Origin of the sequence: Nocardia sp. NBC_00511, assembly GCF_045161165.1 — a bacterium.
Taxonomy (GTDB): domain Bacteria; phylum Actinomycetota; class Actinomycetes; order Mycobacteriales; family Mycobacteriaceae; genus Nocardia.
Genome location: NZ_CP107849.1, coordinates 8,588,505 through 8,605,083, shown reverse-complemented (window position 1 = coordinate 8,605,083; position 16,579 = coordinate 8,588,505). Strand labels below are relative to the sequence as shown.

Below are 16,579 nucleotides of genomic sequence, written 5' to 3'. Positions count from 1 at the left end.
ACAATACAGTTGTATTGCATTCATGTCGACCGTAGCAATGGCGGTGGCTCCGTAGAATCCCTGCCGACACCCCGACGAACCGAGGACAGATGCAGAACCCACGGGCCACCAACGACGACCTCACCGCCAAGGCGCGCATCCGCAACGCCGCCATGGACCTGTTCGCGCAGTTCGGTGAGTCCCGGGTCTCGTTACGGGCGGTGGCCGCCGAGGCCGGGGTGACCCTCGGCCTGGTGCAGCATCACTTCAAGACCAAGGCGGGCCTGGTCGAGGCCGTGGATCAGCTGATCGTCGACTACTTCGACGCCGCGGTGTCCTCGGTGCCCGCCACCGGCACGCCCGGTGAGGTGGCCGCGGCCCGCGACGCGGCCGTCAATGCCATGCTGCACGCCAACCCCGCGGTGGTGAACTACGTGCGCCGCGCCGTCCTCGAACCCGCGGAAACCCAGCTGCGCCTGCTGGAATCACTGGTCGCGCTGACCCGCCGCGAGGTCGGCAGCCTGCGGGACGCGGGCCTGGCCTCGACCACCCGCCGCGAATCCACCCAGATCGTGGAGGTGCTGGTGCGGCAGTTCGGCGAACTACTGCTCGCCCCGATGATCGACGCCGTCTGGGAGCGGGTCGCGGGCCCCGGTGAGACCCGCAGGCCGCGACTGTCGATCACCGTGCAGGACTGACGGAAACCTCAGCGTCGGAACACGAAGCGGCGCATCGAGAAATACAGGTACAGGCCCTCACCGAGCGCGCCGATCATCCGCGCCAGCCGGTAGTCCACGCCCAGCGCCGCCAGCCCAGTGGTCACCCCGAGAATGAACACCAGGTAGTTCACCGCGACCACCACCACATAGATCGCCAGCTGCGGCCCCACCGGCGCGTGCGAGACGAAGTTCAGCGTCCGGTTCAACAGGTAGCTCAGCGCGAACGCCACGACGTAGGCGATGGTCACCGCGACCGGCACCGGCCAGCCCAGCGGCCCGTGCAGCGCGGTCAGCACCAGCAGATCCACGCTGAACGTGCACGCGCTCACCATCAGGTACCCGACGAACGTCGGCGCGATCACCCGATCGAGCCCGAACGGCAATCGCGTGGTGACGGCCACACACATGCGGTGGAACCACCGCACCGCCCGCGAACGCCCCGGCGGGGCGACAGTCTCGATCCGCACCCACCCACCGTCGCATCGGCACATGGCGCGCAGGTGATCACCCGGCCAACAGCACCCGCCCGATTCGATCGAGTGCGGCGGTCACCGCGCCTCGACCTCCGGGGCCGCCGTCGGCTGGGCGGTCCCGGTCGCGGGCACCTGCCGCAACGTGACGACGGCCAGCACCGCCAACCCCGCGAATGCCGTTGCGCCGAGCAGGGATACGACATGCAGTGCCGCCGTGAACGCCGAATCCGCGGCGGCCAGCAGCTGCGAGCCGACCTGGGCCGGGAGCTTCGCGGCCACCGCGACCGCACCCGCCACACTGTCGGCGGCGGGCCCGGCCGCCGCGTCCGGAACGGAGCCGGGCACCCGCATCTCCCCGCGGTACACGCTCGCGCCGATGCTCCCGAGCACCGCGACACCGGCCGCGACACCGAACTGGCCACCGGTCTCCATGGTCGCGGCGGCCGCCCCCGCCCGATCCGGCGGCGCGGCCCCGAGCACCAGGTTGTAGCCGAGGGCCAGCCCCGGCCCGATCCCCGCCATGGCGATCGAGAATCCGATGACCAGCAGCGGCAATCCGGCCGCTTGAGTGATCAGCGCGTAGCCGAGCGCGGACACCGCCATCCCCGCCGCCGTGATGTAGGCGGGCCGCAAGCCCCGGGCCAGCGCGGGCCCGAGACCGATGGTGGCGAGCATGGCCAGCGCGGGCGGTACCAGCCACAGTCCGGCCCGCAACGTCGAATATCCCAGCACCGATTGCAGATACAGGTTGATCATCAGAATGCTGCCGCCCTGCACGGCCCCCGTGACGAGGCTCAGCAGGAACGCACCCCGGAACACCCGATTGCCGAACAGCCCCAGATCCAGTAGCGGATCCGGCAGCCGCCGCTGCCGGCGCACGAACCAGACCGCCGCGACAATCCCCACCGCCAGTCCCGCCCAGGCCACCGGATTCCGTTCGGAGCGAGCCAGTTCGGTGATGCCGTAGATCCCGGGCAGCACCGCGGCCAGCGACAGCGCGACGCTGCACGGATCGAGCCGCCCCGCCGCCCGCGGCCGGACCTCGGGCAGCAGCACCGGCCCCGCCACCAGCAGCACCCCCATCACCGGCACCGCCAGCAGGAACACCGACCCCCACCAGAATCGATCCAGCAGTATCCCGCCCGCGACGGGACCCAGAATCGCACCGCCCATGAAGCATCCGGTGAACGCCGCCACCGCTCCCGCGCGCTGTCCCGGATCCCGGAACATGGTGTTGACCAAGGCAAGTCCCGACGGCGCGAGCGTGGCCCCCGCGATCCCCAGCAGTGCGCGCGCCGCGATCAGCATCCCCGGATTCACCACGAACGCCGCCAGCATCGAACTCGCCGCGAACGCCACGCCGCCCGAGAGCAGCACCCGCCGATGCCCCACCCGATCCCCGAGCGTCCCCATCGTGACCAGGAACCCGGCCATCATGAACCCGTAGATGTCCACGATCCACAGCTGCTGCGTCCCGCCGACCCCCAAATCAGCTGTCAGCGTGGGCAACGCCAGATTCAACACACTGAAATCGATCGAGATCACCAGCACCGGCAGCGCCACCACCGCCAGCCCCCACCACGCCCGCCTACCCGCCCTGCCCCGAATCCCATTGCCGTCCATATCGATCCCTTTCCTGTCCGTCTCCTCTCCCGACGAACACCCACCCCTCCCCCGGACACCACCTCCAAGATCAAGGAGCTCTCAGCGCGCGAAAACGGGCAAAATCTCGCGGTGAGAGCTCCTTGATCTTGATCAGGGGCGCAGGAACCGGTGCAGGGCGGGGGCGACCACGGTGGGGATGATGTCGTGGTTCTGGCCCGGGAGGGTGCGGAGGGTGGAGGTCGAAATCGCCTCGGCCACTTCGCGGGCGGCGGTGTGCATGATGGGTGGGCTCTGTTCGCCGACCAGCACCAGAGTGGGGATGTCGATGCCGGTGCCGAGCTCGGCGGGGGCGAAAGCGCCTCCGACGATGGTGGTTTCGTACACCAGCGTGTGGGCCATGGTTTCCAGGGCTGGACGGAAGGGTGCGTTGCGCAGTTGCGCGACAACGGGTTCCGGGATTCCGATGATCGCCGTCTGGAACAGTTCGACGGCCTCGCCGCGTTCGCCCGCGGCGACCAGGCGTGCTAGCTCCACGGCGACGGCTCGCCGTTGGTCGATCTCGGCGACGGGTGCGGGCTCGTACAGGGCGAGGGCGCTGATCGGCAGGCCGTGATGGGCTCCGGCCAGGGCCAGCAGCGCGCCGGAGGAGTAGCCGAAGACGGCGGCGCTGCCGCCGGTGCGGTCGAGTACCGCTGCCAGATCGGCGATTTCGCGCTCGACGGTGTAGTCGGGGTGGTCGCCGCTGGCGCCGCGACCACGTCGGTCGTAGGTGTACACGGTGAAGTGCCGCGAGAGTTCGGCGCTGAAGTCGGCGTGGGTGGCGCGGTCGTTGAACGCGCCGAGGACGACCACCAGCGGCGGGCCGTCGCCCCGGCGGTCGTAGGCGATCTCGGTGCCGTCGGTGGAGACGACGGTGCTGGTGGAGGTGGATGCGGTCATGGCGTTCCTCGTGATCGGCGGAGTCGTACGCCCTACCGACGAAGACGATCAGCCGGGACGGACATCCCCGGAGATCGTCTCGGCGAGGCGGCGCTCGAGGTAGCGACGCTCGGCGGCGGTGTCGACCAGGGCCAGCGCCTCCCGGTAGGCCGTGGCGGCACCGGCGGTATCGCCCAGGCGGCGCAGCAGATCCGCGCGGGTGGCGGGCAGCAGGTGGTTGACGGCCAGTTCGGGGCGTCCACGCAGGGTGTCCACCTCGGCCAGCCCGGCGGCGGGACCCTCGGCCATGCCGATCGCCACCGCCCGATTGAGGGCGACGATCGCCGAGGGCACCAGCACGAGCAGGCGGTCGTAGAGTCCGGCGATCTGCTTCCAGTCGGTGTCGGCGGCGGTGGGCGCGGTGGCGTGGCAGGCCGCGATGGCGGCCTGCACTCGATACGGTCCGACGGGACCGCGCCGAAAAGCATTGTCCAGCAGATTGATTCCTTCGGAAATAGCATCCCGATCCCAGCGGGAACGATCCTGGAACTCCAGGGTGATCAGGTCCCCACCGGCGTCGACGCGGCTGGTGCGCCGCGCATCGTGCAGTAGCAGCAGTGCCAGCAGGCCCTGCGCCTCCGGTTCGTCGGGCATGAGCCCGACCAGCAGCCGGGTCAGTCGAATGGCCTCGGCGCACAACGATTCCCGAATCAGCTCCGCACCGCCGGTGGCCGCGTATCCCTCGTTGAACACCAGATACAGCACCGCCAGCACCGCGGTGGTGCGTTCGGGCAGCAGGTGTGCGGGCGGCACCCGGTAGGGAATTCCGGCCTCGCGAATCTTGGCCTTGGCGCGCACCAGCCGCTTGGACATGGTCTGCTCGGGGACCAGGAAGGCGCGGGCGATCTCGGCGGTGGTCAGGCCGGTGAGAGTGCGCAGGGTCAGCGCGATGCGGGCGTCGAAACCGAGCGCCGGGTGACAGCAGGTGAAGATCAGCCGCAGCCGATCGTCGGTGAGCGGTCCGGACTCCGGGTCCGGTCCGGGGTCGCCGTCGAGCATCGCGAGCTCGCGTAACTTGGCCGCGCCCACCACGTTTCGCCGCAGCCGGTCGGTGGCGTGGTTGCGGGCCACCGTGGTGAGCCAGGCTCCGGGCCGCCGTGGAATCCCGTCGACCGGCCAGCGCCGCAGCGCCACCGCGAACGCCTCCTGAGCGGCTTCCTCGGCCAGATCCCAGTCGCCGGTCCACCGGATGAGGGTGGCGACGAGCTGTCCCCATTCGTCCCGGAACGCCTCGGCGACCGCGGCCCGCACCTGCTCGCTCATTGCTGTGCGAGCGGCCGGATCTCGATCGCGCCGAGCGCGGCGGCGGGATGCCGGGCGGCCACCTCGATCGCCTCGTCCAGGTCGGCGCATTCGACGATCGCGAATCCACCGATCTGATCTTTGGTCTCGGCGAACGGCCCGTCCGACAGCAGCACTTCCGCGCCGCGCGCCCGCACCGTGGTCGCGACGCTCACCAAGCGCAGCCCGACCACGTCACGCAGCACGCCGCGCGCGGTCATCTCCGCGGCCCAGTCCCCGCACCCCGGCACCGACGAGACCTCGGCCTCGTCGGTGGCGATCAGCAGCAGGTATTTCATCCGATCCTCCTCGCCTCATTGTGACGACGAACGGGGACCGGCCGGGCGGACACCCGGTTACTGGCTCGGCTGGGGCACGTTCACGTGGCAGTCGTCCACCTTCGGGTTGACGCCGAAGTAGTTGAGCGGACCCGCCAGGATGGTCACCGCGATGGTGCCGGTGCTCGCGCAGTTGGTCGGCGCGCTGTCGTAGTAGTGCCGCTGCCCGGCGGCTACCGCGCCGATGATCAGCCAGATCAGCAGCAGCAGTGTGAGGCCGCCGCCCGCCGTGCTGCGGCTGCCGTATCGCCGGCCCTCGTATGCGTACGGTCTCATGCCCACTCCAATACTCGAATGCCACACCGGTTTCGATCTTCCCGGTGCTCTCGCAGGGGCAATACCCGCAATCCGCGCCCGTACTCCCGCGCCGCACGGGTTCGTCGGCGGACTCACCTAGAGTCTCGATCATGTTCGTGAAACTGTGTGGTCTACGCACCGAGCAGGACGTGGCGACGGCGGTGGCGGCCGGGGCCGACGCGGTGGGTTTCGTGTTCACCGAGAGCCCGCGCCGAATCTCGCCCGAGGCCGTGCGCGCACTGCTGGCCGGTGTACCCGAGGGCGTGCTGTCCGTCGGTGTCGTGCACGGCATTTCGGCGGCCGAGGCCGGTGCGCTGGCCCGCGCGGCCGGGGTCGACGCCCTCCAGCTGCACGGCGACTATCCGCGCGAGGCCTTCACCGAGCTCATGGGTTTGCGCCTGCTGCGCGCCACCTCGCTCACGCCCGGCACAGAGGTGCGGACCGGCGCGTTCGGCGAGGAGTGGCTGCTACTGGATTCACCGGCCGCCGGATCCGGTGAGCGCTGGGATCTCGGTGCGCTGGCCACCTCGACCCCGACCGGGCAGTGGCTGCTGGCGGGCGGACTGTCCCCGGACAATGTGGCCGAGGCGATCGCGGCCGCAAACCCCTGGGGCGTGGACGTTTCCAGCGGCGTCGAATCCAGTCGCGGTGTGAAGGACCACGGGCTGATGCGGGAGTTCGTGGCCGCGGCCCGATCAGCATCCGCGCACTGACGCCGATCCGCGTCAGAGCACCGGCGTGTTCAGCAAGTAGTGCTCCGCCAAGGGAATTCGCCGGGCAGCGAGATCCGGACGCGGATAGATGCTGCCGGTGAGCGCCGCCCCGGAGAACATGTGCACGATCGAGAACAGCGCCAGCTCACGGCTTTCCGCGGGAATGTCCTGCAGCAGTCCGGCGTCCGTGGTGTGTTCGAGGATGCCGGTGTAGAACTTCTCGATCGCCGGTGCGGAGCGTTTGCGCAGTTCCTCGTCGGTGCGCGCGGCCACCATCAGTTCGTGCCACACCGCGACCAGCGGTGAGGCCACCGCCGCGGCCAGGAAACCCAGTGCGGCCTGCCGCGGTTCGGGCTGGGCGAGCAGGTGCGCCTTGCTCGCCGCGTACCCGGCCAGGATCCGATCGCTGACTTCCTCGGCGGCACGCCCGATCAGCGCGAGCCGGGAATCGAAGTGGCGGAACAGGCCTCCCGCCGACAGTCCGGCCCGCTCGGTGATGGCCGCGACCGTGGTGCGGTAGTAGCCGTCCTCGAGGATCGTCGCGATCGTCGCCTCGACCAGTTTCTCGATGGTGGCTTCCCGGCGCTCGCGCTGGGTACGGCGCACGGGCGCTTCGGCTGGTGATCGAGGGGCGTTGTCGGACATCGTTCCAGTATGGCCGGGCGTCGCGCGGGCCACGGTGGCGGCGGCGCGACGCCCGGTCGGTCACCAGCCGGGGTCGCCGACCACAGGCAGGTTGACGTAGCTCGGCGCGTCCGAACTCAACTGCAGGTGCTGCGGCGCCAGCTGCGAGGCGACCAGCGACGGTCCGATCGGCAACGCCTTGAGCAGGTTGCTCGCGTAGACGTCGACCCGCAGCCGATGCCCGGGCTGCAATACCGCGTCGGTGGCATTGACCTCGATGTCGATCGGGGTGCGCACCCCCGGCACGGTCGGTTGCCGCTGGCTCAGCGATAGATAGGGCCGGGCCACGATGTAGTCGCCATTCGCGCTACGGGTGCTGCCGGATTCGTCGATCGCCCGCAGTGAGGCGGTCAGCTGCCCGGTGGCCAGCACCCGCGATTGCCCGTCCGGCGCAACGTCGTTCACGGTCGCGGCCCAGAAGCCGTCGGTGGTGTCGTAGGCGGTTTCCAGGTGGACGTTGATCGGTCCGGAGACAGTCGTCGGCGCGGCGACCGGGTTGCTGGTGAAGGTCAGGCCGCTGGACTCCTCGATCCGGGCGTCCTTGGCGCACCCGTCGATGATCGACAGCACACCGGCCGACTCCTGCCCCGAATCGGTCGAGCAGATCGTCGCCAGCCCCGGTGCGACGGTGAGCTGATCCTCGCCCGGAACCGGGTCGGGCGCGAGCGAACCGTCGTGCACGCTGGTCGCGGTGGTACCGGAAGCCGCCGCCGAGAGATACATGCGCCGGTAGTCCGCCCCGGGCTCCGGGACGCCGGTGGTGGTCACCCACCCGCCGCCCTGCTGCTGCAGGTTGACCGGCCCGAACCGGTCGATGCCGTTGTCGATTCCCTTGAGCCACTTGTCGAACCAGGCCCGCTGCAGGACGTCGATGCGCGGCGGCGCGCCCGGCGTGCCCGCGGTCGAACCCGGATTCAGGTGGTAGGTGTCCGACATCAGCAGCTGCTTCTGCCCCGGCGGCAGCGGAATCTTGTTGTAGGAGTCCACCTGTGAGCGCGCGAACACGTCGTGCCAGCCGCCGATGATGAAGGTGGGCACCCGGCTGCGTTCGGAATGTCCCGCCCACGCCTCGCGCATGGTCGAGTCGTCGTCGAGCACCTGCTTGACCGTCGGGCTCAGCTCGTCGACGTTCGGGGCGAACAGGGCGTTGATCAGCACATCGAAGAAGACCATCGGATTCTGGACGCGGTCGAGCAGCCATTTCATGTCGAACTGCCCACGCGCCAGGGCCGTCAGATCCGGAACCAGCTTGCTGCCGTTGATCACCGACAGCCAGATCGGCATGAAGGTGACACCCAGCGCGCCGCCCGGCGCGACCAGGTCGCGGAACGGATCCTCGCTGGGCACCATCGGGAAGATCGCCTTCAGCGCGGGCGGGTTCTTGGCGGCGGCCTGCAACTGGTTGATCCCGGAGTACGACATGCCGTTCATGCCGATCTTCCCGGTGGACCAGGATTGCTGTGCGGCCCAGTCGATCACCTCGACGGTGTCCTGCTGCTCGCGGTCGCGGAAGACGTCCCAGACGCCGTCGGAGAAGCCGGTGCCGCGCACGTCCACCACCACCTGGGTGTAGCCGTTGCGCACCAGTTTGTCGTCGGCGCCGAAATTGCGCGCCCAGCCGTTGGCGAGCGCGCGCGTCGTGTCGGTGACGCCGGACAGCGGTGTCCCGGTCAGGTCGATCGCTCCGGCCAGCCGCAGGATCGCGTCCGAGAGGCCGGGGATGTCGAGTGCCGTACTGGCCAGCGTCGACCCGAGTTTGGTGTAGGGCGTCAGGTTGACGACCGTCGGCGTGGGGGTGTCGATAGGGTGTCCCGCGGCGTCGGCGGGGTGATACACGTTGCCCCGCAACACCGTTCCATCGCTCATCGTGATCGGGACGTCCCAGTCGATGTAGACGTTCGGATACTCCGGTGGTCCGTCGACGGCGGCGGTCCAGGCTGCCGCGTCGGCCCCGCCGGCGGGTGCGGATTCGGCCGTCACCGACGGCGCGAGGAAGGTGGTGAGCATCAGCAGCGCGCCGGAGAGCACCGCCCCTCGGACGAGGATCGCTCGGCGGCGTCCGATCATTTGAACCATCCCAGCATCGAAACCCTCCCAGACAGTGAACTGTCCAGGATGTTAGCGAGCGACTGATCGCTATGTAAATGCCCGGGGCGTAGAAAGTTCGTATGCGCTGCTCGCGGCCGTCAGTGCTCCCGTACCGCGATCGGACGATCCGGCAGCGCCTCGGGATTGGCCCGCAGATACCGCAGGCCCTGCTTCATGTAGACCCGCGGATTGGTGTCGAGATGCTTGGCCCACAACGGTTTCGGGTCCCCGCGCAGCACGGTCCAGCAGGCGAGGGTGTAGCCGAACAGCGGCTGCGACAGATACCCGAGCCGCTGCGAACGCCAGCCGCGATGATTCTGCGAGAACTGGAAGGCCGCATTGGCGTTGAAGACGCCCAGCCCCAGGAACACCGTCACCAGATCGGTGAGCTGCTCCCCGTCCGCGCGATCGGGGGCGATCCGCCGCTCGCCCAGCAGCCGTTCGTGCGCGAGTTCGTGAGCGACGGTGGCCACCAACGTGATCGGCGAGCGCATCCGGGCCATATCGAGCGAGACCACCGCGCGCCCGTGCTCGAGCCGGTAGTGCCCGGCCTCGCCGTGCGTCGTGCCCTCCAGGAAGGGCACATCCGGCAGGTCGTCACCGCTGGAATGCACCTCCACCAGAATGCGATCGCGGTCCACGCCCATGTATCCGCTGACGCGGTGCACCAGGGCGAGGATCTCGGCTTCGGTGCCGGTGTAGGAGTCGGGGAAGTAGTCGGGCGTGGGCAGGACGACCGGGGCGCGCAGGGTTCTGGGACCGAATTGTGCTGTGCACCAGCTCAGCATCTCCTCGACCCACAGGCGCTCCAGTTCTCCCACCGGGCACCTGGGTCTGAAAATTCCCATGCCGCATTATGTCCGGGGTGATGAGCACCCGTCCAAGGCTGCGTGCGGACTGTGAATCGTCCCAGATCCAGGTCGGCTGCACCGCCACCGGGTGACCCGACCTACGCTGCACGTATGGCCGACGAGGACGTCCCGACCACCGCGCTCGGACCCACGCCCTGGGGTTCACGACTGCTGGGCCCGGCCGACGAACGGGCCTGGATACGACGGGTGCGGGTGCAGACCCTGCTGACCGTGCCGCTGATGCTGGCCAATCTGACCGGCATCGCGGTGGCGATCGTGCTGATCGTGTTCGTGCTGCCCGGCCCGTCCCTGCTCACCGGTGAGCTGGTGCTGCTGAATTTCATCGCGATGCCGGTCTACGCGGGCACGGCGCTCACCGCCGGACTGTGGTGGGGCACCGCGTGGGGTCTGCGCACGCTGCGCTGGTCGATGAGCCCCGACCGGATCCCCACCGAGGCCGAGCAGATCGCCGCGACCGCGGTGCCGCGGCGGCTGGTGCTCTCCCAGGCGCTGCTGTGGCTCGTCGGCCTGGCCGTGCTGACCCCGCTCTACGGGATGGTCGATCCGGCGTTCGTGCCCAAGTTCGTGCTGGGCATCGGCTTCAGCGCGGTGGTGGTGTGCGCCAACAGCTATCTGATCGCGGAGTTCGCGCTGCGGTTCGTCACCGCGCGGGTGCTGGAGGCCGCGCCGTCGCGGCGGCGGCGCGGCCTGGGCGTGTTCGGCCGGACCGTGCTGGTGTGGCTGCTCGGCTCGGCGACGCCGGTGGCGCTGCTCATGTCGGTGGCGGTGCTGGCGCTGGCCGGAGTGGACATGAGCCTGGAGCGGCTGGCGGTCTGTGTGCTCGCGCTCGGTGGCGCGACCCTGGTGTTCGGCCTGCTACTGATGACCCTCACGCTCTCGGCCACGGTGGCCCCGATCCGCGGCGTGCGCGCCGCCCTGCGCCGGGTCGAGGACGGCGATCTGCAAGCGGGGGTCAGCCTCTACGACGGCACCGAATTGGGTGAGCTGCAAAGCGGTTTCAACCACATGATGGCCGGACTGCGCGAGCGCGAACGGGTCCGCGACCTGTTCGGCCGTCACGTCGGCCACGAGGTGGCGGCGGTGGCGCTGGCCGGGAATCCGGAACTCGGCGGCACCGAGACCGAGGCCGCCGCACTGTTCGTCGACATCATCGGCTCCACCACGCTGACCGCCACCCGCCCGGCCCCCGAGATCGTCGCCATCCTCAACGACTTCTTCGCCATCGTGGTGGACGAGGTGGAGCGCTGCGGCGGCCTGCTCAACAAGTTCGAGGGCGATGCCGCGCTGGCCGTGTTCGGCACGCCCGCACCGCATTCCGACGCCGCCGGTGCGGCACTGACCGCCGCGCGCGGCATCCGCCGCCGATTGGCCGGGGCCACCATCGAATTCGACGCCGCCATCGGGGTCGCGGCGGGCCGGGTGGTGGCCGGCAACGTCGGCGCGCGCAGCCGCTACGAGTTCACCGTCATCGGCGACGCCGTCAACGAGGCGGCCCGCCTGTGCGAGCTGGCCAAGGCCGATCCGCACCGGGTGCTGGCCTCGGCGACCACGGTCGAGGAGGCCGACCCCGCCGAGCGAACCCACTGGGAGACCGGCGAATCGGTGACCCTGCGCGGCCGGGTCCGCGAAACCCGGCTGGCCCGCCCCCGCGTGCGCGAGCACGCCGGGGTCGCGTCGGCCGGTGACGGAACGCCGAAACCCTAACCGGTGGCGTGCTTCTCGATGGCGAGCAGCAGATCGGCGGCGACGCTGACGGCGATGACGGCGGGCTCCTTGCCGGTGATGTCCGGCAGCCCGATCGGTGTCTTGATCCGGGCCAGAGCGGCGGGGGTGTGACCGAATTCGGTGGTGAGCCGCTTGGTGAACCGCGACCACTTGGCGGGCGACCCGATCAGCCCGATGGTGCCGAGCGTGCTCGACCGCAGCACGGCGTCGCAGAGCGCGATGTCCTCGGCGTGATCGTGGGTCATGATCAGCACGTGGGTGCCCGGCGGCAGTTGTTCGAGGACCTGCTCGGGCAGCAGCGGCGTGTGGTGCACGTGCACCTGGGCCAGGGCGTCGTCCAGCACCGCGAGCCGTTCATCGGCGAGCACGTCACCGCGCGAATCGATCAGGTGCAGGTCCAGGTCGTGGCGGGCCAGGATGCGGGCCAGTTCCAGGCCCACGTGACCGATTCCGAAGATCGCCACCGCCGGGCGCACCGGCAGCGGTTCCAGCAGCACGGTGACCGTGCCGCCGCAGCACTGCACCCCGTGCGCGCCCACCACCTTGTCGGTGAGCGCGAAATCCATCAGCTCCGGCTCGGCCGCCGGATGCGCGATCAGCTCGCGCGCCCGGTCGACGGCCACCGCCTCGACATTGCCGCCGCCGACCGATCCCCACGTCTCACGCACGCCGACAACCATTTTCGCGCCCGCCCGCCGGGGCGCGTGCCCGCGCACGGTGGCGATGGTGACCAGCACGCCGGGTTCCCGGCGGGCGCGCAATCGCGCGACCGCCGTCACCCAGCCCAGGTCACGCATCGGAGGAAACGCTTGCCCTGGAGGGGGATTCGCTCGCCGCGGCACGGGCGGCCTCGATCGCCCAGTACACCGCCTCCGGGGTGGCGGGCGCGCCCAGATCGACGCTCACCCCCGCCGGACCGAAGGCCGCCGCCGCCTGCCGCAGCGCCTCGCGCACCGAGAACGCCAGCATGAGCGGCGGTTCGCCGACCGCCTTGGAGCCGTAGACCACGCCGTCCTCGTGCGCGTGCGGCAGCAGCGTCACATTGAACACCTCGGGCATCTCCGAGAAGCTGGGCAGCTTGTAGGTGCTGGCCGCCTGGGTGAGCAACCGACCGCGGCCGGGTCCGTCGCTGGTGTCCCAGCGCATGTCCTCGAGCGTCAGCCAGCCCGCGCCCTGTACGAAACCGCCCTCGATCTGGCCGATGTCGATGAGCGGGGACAGGCTGTCACCGACGTCGTGCACGATGTCGACGCGACGAATCCGGTATGCGCCAGTGAAGCCGTCCACCTCGACCTCGGTCGCGGCGGTGCCGTAGGCGAAGTACTTGAACGGGGTGCCCGTCATGGTCTTGGCATCCCAGTGCAGGCCCTCGGTGCGGTAGAAACCGGCCGCCGACAACTGAACTCGCTGCATATAGGCGGTGCGCACCAGATCGTCCCATTCGACGACGGCCTCACCCGGTCCGAGCGCCCGCGCGACCCCGTCTGCGATGCGGACATCGGCGGCATTGGTTCCGAGCCGGGTGGCTGCGACCTGAAGCAGCCGCTCCCGCAACTGTTCACAGGCGTTCTTCACCGCCGCGCCGTTGAGGTCCGCACCCGAACTGGCCGCTGTCGCAGAGGTATTGGGCACCTTGTCGGTCCGGGTCGGCGCCAGCCGCACCTTGTGCAGCGGGATACCCAGCGTGGTGGCCGCCACCTGCAACATCTTGGTGTGCAGCCCCTGCCCCATCTCGGTGCCACCGTGGTTGATGAGCACCGAGCCGTCCTTGTAGATCAGCACCAGCGCACCGGCCTGGTTGAAGGCGGTCAGGTTGAACGAGATGCCGAACTTCACCCCGGTCAGCGCCAGGCCCCGTTTCATGTTCGGGTGCGCGGCATTGAAGGCCGCGATTTCCCTTGTGCGAGCGGCGATCTCACCGCGCTCACACACCTGGTTCCAGGTGTCGGTGATGCGTTCGGGATGCCGCACCAGCTGCCCGTAGGGCGTCGACTGACCCTCGCGGTAGAAGTTGCGGCGGCGCAGTTCGTTCGCGTCGAGGCCCAGTAGCGGCGCACACCGGCCCAGCAGGTCCTCCATCACCAGCATCCCCTGCGGGCCACCGAAACCGCGGAACGCGGTGTTGGAGGTCTTGTTGGTCTTGGCGATGCGACCCAGGAAGCGCGCGTTGGGAACCCAGTACACATTGTCGAGGTGACACAGCGCCCGGGCCAGCACCGGTTCGGACAGATCCAGGCTCCAGCCGCCGTCCGCGGTCAGCGTCGCCTCCAGGGCCAGCAGGTGCCCGTCGGCATCGAATCCGACCTTCCATTCGGCATGGAATCCGTGCCGCTTGCCGGACATGGTCAGATCCTGAGTCCTGTTGAGCCGCACCCGAACCGGCCGCCCGGTGAGCGTCGCCCCCAGCGCCGCCAGGGCCGCGAACCCGTGCGGCTGCATCTCCTTGCCGCCGAATCCGCCGCCCATGCGCAGGCACTGCACGGTGACCTCGGAGTTCCGGAGCCCGAGCACGTGGGCCACGATCTCCTGGGTCTCGGACGGATGCTGCGTGCTGGACTGCACGAACACCTGCCCGGCCTCGTCGATATGTGCCAGCGCGGCATGGGTTTCGAGGTAGAAGTGCTCTTGATCCGAGAAATCGAATGCACCGGTGAAGATGTGCGTGGCCGACGCGAAGCCGGATTCCGGATCGCCGCAACGTACTTCGGGCCGCGCGCCCTGGAAGCTCTCGGCGGCGATCGCCTCGCCCACCGTGATCAGCGACGGCAGCGACTCGACGTCCACTTCGACGGCGGCGGCACCCAGCCGGGCGGATTCCAGGGTCTCCCCCAGCACCCAGCACACGGCGTGGCCGTGGAACATGATCTCATCCGGGAACAACGGCTCATCGTGCTTGACCCCGGCATCGTTGACACCGGGCACATCGGCGGCCGTCAGCACCCGGACCACGCCGGGCACCGCCAGCGCGGGCGCGATGCGCAGGTCGGTCACCCGGGCATGCGCGTGCGGCACCTGCACCGGATAGGCGTGCAGCACATCCTTGCTGCGATACACCAGATCATCGGTGTACAGCGCGGCCCCGGTGACATGCAGGGCGGCACTCTCGTGCGGTAGCGCGACACCGACGACGGCGCTCTCCGGCCGCTCCGACAGCTGACTCATGACGCCACCCCCATTCCGTTCTGCACGAACAACTTCCGCAGGCTCTGCCCGAGCATGGCGGCGCGATAACCCGCACTGGCCCGGTGATCGTCGAGGGGTGTCCCCTCCGCGCGCAGCACCGCCGCCGCGACCTCCACCGTGCCCTCGTCCCACGGCCGCCCGATCAGAGCCGCCTCGGTCGCGGCGGCACGAATCGGCGTAGCCGCCACGCCACCCAGTCCGATGCGCGCCGACCGCACCACTCCACCATCGATATCGAGCGCGAAAGCGATTGCCACACTGGAGATATCGTCGAACCGCCGCTTGGCGATCTTGTGGAACGCCGTGACCGGTGCCAGCGGCAGCGGAATCCGCACCGCGCGAATCAATTCCCCGGGTTCCCGCACCGAGCGCCGATACCCGGTGAAGTACTCGCGCAGCTCGACCTCCCGCTCACCGCCCGGCCCGGCCAGCACCACCGAGGCCCCGAGCGCCAGCAGCACCGGTGGACCGTCCCCGATCGGCGACCCGGTCCCCAGATTCCCGCCCAGCGTCGCGCTGTTGCGAATCAGCCGAGATGCGAACTGCGGGAACAATTCCCCCAGCAGCGGCACCCGTCCGGCCAACCGCCGCTCGATCTCGGTCAGCGAGAGCCCCGCCCCGATCTCGATCCGATCCGCCTCGACCCGCAACTCCCGCAACTCCGGCAGCCGGTCGACCGCGACCACGCAATCCGCCCGCCGCCCACGGATATTCACCTCGACACCCCAGTCGGTGCTCCCCGCGACCACGGTGGCGTCCGGCCGCTCGGCCAGCAGCCGCAAAGCCTCGTCCAAGCTCCCCGGCCGCACGAAACCACGCCCGTCCAGCACATATTCGGTGGCGACCACAGCGGGCGGCGCGACATGGCGACGCCGAGCCAGGACGTCGTCCTCGGCGGGGGCACCCACCGCGAACGCCGCGTCCCGAATCGGCCGATACCCCGTACAGCGACACAGATTCCCGCTCAGCGCATGCAGATCGAACCCATTCGGCCCGACCTCGCCCTGCTCTGTCTCGGAGTCACCGTCCGCGCCGGAGCCGAGGCCGTTCGAACCAGCGGCTCCATAATCATCGCCGCCCGCCGCGCAGCGGCCGGGCCGGTAGTACTCGGCGGCCATGCTGCACACGAAACCCGGTGTGCAGTAGCCGCATTGGGAGCCACCGCGGACCGCCATCTCGTGCTGCACCGGGTGCAGGTTCGCCGGGCTGCCAAGGCCCTCCGAGGTGACGATCTCCTGCCCGTCGAGGGCGGCGGCGGGGATCAGGCAGGCGTTGATCGCCACCCATTCGGTGGGTTCACCCGCGGGTCCGTCCAGGCCGGGCCGGGCCACCAGAATCGAGCACGCACCGCACTCGCCTTCCGCGCACCCCTCCTTGCCGCCGGTGAGCCCGCGGTCACGCAGGAAATCCAGCGCCGTCGTGTGCGGCGCTGCCGGTGAAATCGGGGTGGCCTTCCCGTTGATCGTAATTCGGGCCGCGATTGCCATTTCCAGGCTGCTTTCTACATCGGGTGCACAATCCACACTAGGACGTGCAATTCGGCTCGTCGAGAAAGCCGGGCCTCAGCAGCCGTGTGCGACCCGTCCGCGCAGCCACATCGTCCGATGGGCGCGGCGTCGCAGGTCGGAGGGATTCGACATCCGG

The 16,579-nt window shown here is 69.7% G+C and carries 15 protein-coding genes; 3 read left to right on the top strand and 12 right to left on the bottom strand.

Annotated features, from left to right (window positions below):
• Positions 1–89: 89 nt before the first annotated feature.
• Positions 90–677, top strand: coding sequence for a TetR/AcrR family transcriptional regulator (locus OG300_RS39875; RefSeq protein ID WP_405490253.1), 588 nt, complete (start codon positions 90–92; stop codon positions 675–677).
• Positions 678–685: 8 nt separating this feature from the next.
• Here OG300_RS39875 and OG300_RS39870 read toward each other — a convergent pair whose 3' ends face one another.
• The 6 genes from OG300_RS39870 to OG300_RS39845 all read right to left on the bottom strand — a co-directional run bounded on the left by OG300_RS39870 (position 686) and on the right by OG300_RS39845 (position 5,649).
• Positions 686–1,165: a GtrA family protein gene (locus tag OG300_RS39870; protein WP_405490251.1), complete on the bottom strand. Its 480-nt coding sequence runs from the start codon at positions 1,163–1,165 to the stop codon at positions 686–688.
• Positions 1,166–1,246: 81 nt separating this feature from the next.
• Positions 1,247–2,794, bottom strand: coding sequence for an MFS transporter (locus OG300_RS39865; RefSeq protein WP_405490249.1), 1,548 nt, complete (start codon positions 2,792–2,794; stop codon positions 1,247–1,249).
• Positions 2,795–2,926: 132 nt separating this feature from the next.
• Positions 2,927–3,715 (bottom strand): alpha/beta fold hydrolase, encoded by a 789-nt coding sequence (locus tag OG300_RS39860; protein ID WP_405490247.1) that lies wholly within the window; start codon positions 3,713–3,715, stop codon positions 2,927–2,929.
• 48 nt (positions 3,716–3,763) lie between these two features.
• Complete coding sequence (locus tag OG300_RS39855) at positions 3,764–5,017, bottom strand: RNA polymerase sigma factor (protein ID WP_405490245.1); 1,254 nt, start codon at positions 5,015–5,017, stop codon at positions 3,764–3,766.
• A complete protein-coding gene (locus OG300_RS39850; RefSeq protein WP_405490243.1) occupies positions 5,014–5,334 on the bottom strand; it encodes a YciI family protein in 321 nt (106 codons plus the stop codon). Before OG300_RS39850 ends, OG300_RS39855 begins: the two co-directional genes overlap by 4 nt.
• 57 nt (positions 5,335–5,391) lie before the next feature.
• Complete coding sequence (locus OG300_RS39845; protein ID WP_405490241.1) at positions 5,392–5,649, bottom strand: hypothetical protein; 258 nt, start codon at positions 5,647–5,649, stop codon at positions 5,392–5,394.
• Between the two features lie 131 nt (positions 5,650–5,780).
• Between OG300_RS39845 and OG300_RS39840 the strand changes: the two genes are divergently transcribed.
• Entirely contained in the window at positions 5,781–6,383 is a 603-nt protein-coding gene (locus OG300_RS39840) for a phosphoribosylanthranilate isomerase (protein WP_405490239.1), read from the top strand.
• Between the two features lie 12 nt (positions 6,384–6,395).
• Here OG300_RS39840 and OG300_RS39835 read toward each other — a convergent pair whose 3' ends face one another.
• The 3 genes from OG300_RS39835 to OG300_RS39825 all read right to left on the bottom strand — a co-directional run bounded on the left by OG300_RS39835 (position 6,396) and on the right by OG300_RS39825 (position 9,976).
• Complete coding sequence (locus OG300_RS39835; RefSeq protein ID WP_405490237.1) at positions 6,396–7,028, bottom strand: TetR/AcrR family transcriptional regulator; 633 nt, start codon at positions 7,026–7,028, stop codon at positions 6,396–6,398.
• A 60-nt stretch (positions 7,029–7,088) separates the two neighbouring features.
• Positions 7,089–9,134 carry a CocE/NonD family hydrolase gene (locus tag OG300_RS39830; protein WP_405498845.1) on the bottom strand — a complete coding sequence of 682 codons (2,046 nt, stop codon included), beginning with the start codon at positions 9,132–9,134 and terminating at the stop codon, positions 7,089–7,091.
• A gap of 119 nt (positions 9,135–9,253) precedes the next feature.
• Positions 9,254–9,976 (bottom strand): hypothetical protein, encoded by a 723-nt coding sequence (locus OG300_RS39825; protein ID WP_405490235.1) that lies wholly within the window; start codon positions 9,974–9,976, stop codon positions 9,254–9,256.
• Positions 9,977–10,117: 141 nt separating this feature from the next.
• Between OG300_RS39825 and OG300_RS39820 the strand changes: the two genes are divergently transcribed.
• The gene (locus tag OG300_RS39820; RefSeq protein WP_405490233.1) at positions 10,118–11,731 is read left to right on the top strand and encodes an adenylate/guanylate cyclase domain-containing protein; all 1,614 of its coding nucleotides are present in this window, start codon (positions 10,118–10,120) and stop codon (positions 11,729–11,731) included.
• Here OG300_RS39820 and xdhC read toward each other — a convergent pair.
• From xdhC to OG300_RS39805, 3 genes are read right to left on the bottom strand one after another with little or no spacing between them, the layout of a single operon-like run.
• Positions 11,728–12,549, bottom strand: a complete 822-nt coding sequence (gene xdhC / locus OG300_RS39815) for a xanthine dehydrogenase accessory protein XdhC (RefSeq protein ID WP_405490231.1) — start codon at positions 12,547–12,549, stop codon at positions 11,728–11,730. The two genes, OG300_RS39820 and xdhC, sit on opposite strands and share 4 nt — an antisense overlap.
• Complete coding sequence (gene xdhB / locus OG300_RS39810; RefSeq protein WP_405490229.1) at positions 12,542–14,914, bottom strand: xanthine dehydrogenase molybdopterin binding subunit; 2,373 nt, start codon at positions 14,912–14,914, stop codon at positions 12,542–12,544. The genes xdhC and xdhB overlap by 8 nt, the downstream gene beginning before the upstream one ends.
• A complete protein-coding gene (locus tag OG300_RS39805) occupies positions 14,911–16,422 on the bottom strand; it encodes a xanthine dehydrogenase small subunit (protein ID WP_405490227.1) in 1,512 nt (503 codons plus the stop codon). The genes xdhB and OG300_RS39805 overlap by 4 nt, the downstream gene beginning before the upstream one ends.
• Between the last annotated feature and the right edge of the window lie 157 nt (positions 16,423–16,579).

Excerpts from the sequence above, each read along its gene's own strand:
- OG300_RS39875 (WP_405490253.1), top strand. The coding sequence starts at position 90 with ATGCAGAACCCACGGGCCACCAACGACGACCTCACCGCCAAGGCGCGC.
- OG300_RS39865 (WP_405490249.1), bottom strand. The coding sequence starts at position 2,794 with ATGGACGGCAATGGGATTCGGGGCAGGGCGGGTAGGCGGGCGTGGTGG.
- OG300_RS39860 (WP_405490247.1), bottom strand. The coding sequence starts at position 3,715 with ATGACCGCATCCACCTCCACCAGCACCGTCGTCTCCACCGACGGCACC.
- OG300_RS39855 (WP_405490245.1), bottom strand. The coding sequence starts at position 5,017 with ATGAGCGAGCAGGTGCGGGCCGCGGTCGCCGAGGCGTTCCGGGACGAA.
- OG300_RS39850 (WP_405490243.1), bottom strand. The coding sequence starts at position 5,334 with ATGAAATACCTGCTGCTGATCGCCACCGACGAGGCCGAGGTCTCGTCG.
- OG300_RS39845 (WP_405490241.1), bottom strand. The coding sequence starts at position 5,649 with ATGAGACCGTACGCATACGAGGGCCGGCGATACGGCAGCCGCAGCACG.
- OG300_RS39840 (WP_405490239.1), top strand. The coding sequence starts at position 5,781 with ATGTTCGTGAAACTGTGTGGTCTACGCACCGAGCAGGACGTGGCGACG.
- OG300_RS39835 (WP_405490237.1), bottom strand. The coding sequence starts at position 7,028 with ATGTCCGACAACGCCCCTCGATCACCAGCCGAAGCGCCCGTGCGCCGT.
- OG300_RS39830 (WP_405498845.1), bottom strand. The coding sequence starts at position 9,134 with ATGATCGGACGCCGCCGAGCGATCCTCGTCCGAGGGGCGGTGCTCTCC.
- OG300_RS39820 (WP_405490233.1), top strand. The coding sequence starts at position 10,118 with ATGGCCGACGAGGACGTCCCGACCACCGCGCTCGGACCCACGCCCTGG.
- xdhC (WP_405490231.1), bottom strand. The coding sequence starts at position 12,549 with ATGCGTGACCTGGGCTGGGTGACGGCGGTCGCGCGATTGCGCGCCCGC.
- xdhB (WP_405490229.1), bottom strand. The coding sequence starts at position 14,914 with ATGAGTCAGCTGTCGGAGCGGCCGGAGAGCGCCGTCGTCGGTGTCGCG.
- OG300_RS39805 (WP_405490227.1), bottom strand. The coding sequence starts at position 16,422 with ATGGCAATCGCGGCCCGAATTACGATCAACGGGAAGGCCACCCCGATT.